The 1,746-nt window shown below is 70.0% G+C and carries 3 protein-coding genes; all 3 read left to right on the top strand.

The window, feature by feature from the left end; all coding sequences use genetic code 11:
• Window positions 1-140 precede the first annotated feature (140 nt).
• On the top strand, window positions 141-467 hold the full coding sequence (locus HF519_RS30010) for an NIPSNAP family protein (RefSeq protein WP_169416314.1): 327 nt from the start codon (window positions 141-143) through the stop codon (window positions 465-467).
• 244 nt (window positions 468-711) lie between these two features.
• Complete coding sequence (locus HF519_RS30005; RefSeq protein ID WP_169416313.1) at window positions 712-1,338, top strand: HAD family hydrolase; 627 nt, start codon at window positions 712-714, stop codon at window positions 1,336-1,338.
• 75 nt (window positions 1,339-1,413) lie between these two features.
• Complete coding sequence (locus HF519_RS30000; RefSeq protein WP_169416312.1) at window positions 1,414-1,599, top strand: hypothetical protein; 186 nt, start codon at window positions 1,414-1,416, stop codon at window positions 1,597-1,599.
• Window positions 1,600-1,746 lie beyond the last annotated feature (147 nt).

Raw genomic sequence — 1,746 nt, 5'->3', positions numbered from 1 at the left:
CGGTTCAAGCAGATGGAGGCGATGGGCGTCGACCACCTCGCCTGCCTGATCGCCTGGGGCCAGCCCATCGAGGCGGTCGTCGCCCAGATGGAACTGATGGCCGAGCAGGTCCTGCCCGCCTTCGCCGGGCAGGAGCGGGCGTGATCTACGAGGTCCGCGAGTACGTGGCCGTCCCGGGGCGGCTCGAGGCGGTGATCGACCTCTTCACCTCCGCCACCCAGCCGATGCTGGCCAAGCACGGCATGGAGCTGGTCAGCGCCGGCCGTACCATGATCGGCGAGCACTCCTGGGGCGAACTCGTCTACACCCTGCGGTTCGACGACCTCGCCGACCTCGAACGGAAGTGGAACGCGATGCTGGCCGACCCGGAGTGGGTCGCGGCGCTGACCGCCGCCGAGGCTGACGGACCGCTGTTCGCGACGATGCGGCGGCGGGTCCTCGACGCCGCCCCGGTGGTCACCGCCTGAGCAGTGACACGAACCGGAGCACGTGCTGCAGCCGGTGTTCCGCAACGGCAAGCTGCTCAGGAAGTGAGACTTCACCGAGCTGATCGCGAACTGTGAGCGTGAGGTTCCGGAGTCCGACTACATAGACTATGTCGGTCCGATGCGGACCGTCTCGATTGAGATGGCCGTCTGGGCCTGACGCAGTCCTCCGGCGCCCCGCCCCTCCCCTCCCCGGCGGCGCGCCGAGCCACCCGCTAGGAGAACCATGACCCGCCTGCACGTCTTCGACATGGACGGCACGCTGCTGCGCGGCGCCGCCACCGTGGAACTGTCACGTCACCTCGGCACGTTCGAGGTCGCGGACGCCGTCGAACGGGCCTGGAACGCCGGAGAGCTGACCGACCTGCAGTTCTGGGAGTCGGTGCTGCCCCTCTGGATGGACGCCTCCGATGCCGAGATCGACGCCGCCTTCGCGGCCGCCGCCTGGATCGAAGGCGTCCCGGAGGTCTTCGCGGACATCCGGGCCCGCGGCGAACACATCGCCGTGATCTCCCAGTCCCCGCACTTCTTCGTGCGCAGGTTGGAGGGGTGGGGTGCGCACCGGACGTTCGGCTCGGACGTCGTGCCCGGCCGCCCGCCGACCACGGATTCGCTGCTGACCCTGCAGGACAAGGTCGACATCACCCTGGGCCTGCTCGCGGACCTCGGGCTGAGCGAGGACGACTGCACGGCCTACGGCGACTCCCGCTCCGACATGCTGCTGTTCGAGCGGCTCACCCGCACCGTCGGCATCAACCCCACCGACCTGCTGCGCGACCGGTGCGCCGTCGTCTACGAGGGCCTCGACCTGCGCGCGGCCTACGCGCTCGGCCGGGACCTGGTGCCGTCCTGACACAACTGGCGCGACGTCGTGTCCTGCACTCCGCCGCCGGCGGACCCCGTCCGCCGGGTCTTGACCGACGACTCGGTGAGTGAGGCCCCGCCGCACGAGATCGCCAAGGAGCTCGGGGGCTCGGGGCCGCTCGGGGCGCGCGGGCCGCTCGGGGTGCTGGGCATGCACCTGCAGGGCTACGACTGCGCGGGCGCGATGCGGTGTCCTACGGGCCGGGCTGCGCAGCGCCGGAGGTGCGGACAGCGGGTTCCGCAGCATTGAGCTTGGCCCCCAGCGCCGGACACTGACGGTGTGGGGTCAGTGGTCTTGGTCAGGCGGGGTGCGGGCTGCTTCGAAGTCCGCTGGGGAGAGCATTCCGATGCTGGAATGTCGCCGTAGCGGGTTATACCAGCACTCTATCCATTCGAA

The organism is Pseudonocardia bannensis, from assembly GCF_012911875.1.
GTDB classification, from domain to species: domain Bacteria; phylum Actinomycetota; class Actinomycetes; order Mycobacteriales; family Pseudonocardiaceae; genus Pseudonocardia; species Pseudonocardia bannensis.
This window is presented reverse-complemented; position numbering and strand designations above follow the sequence as displayed.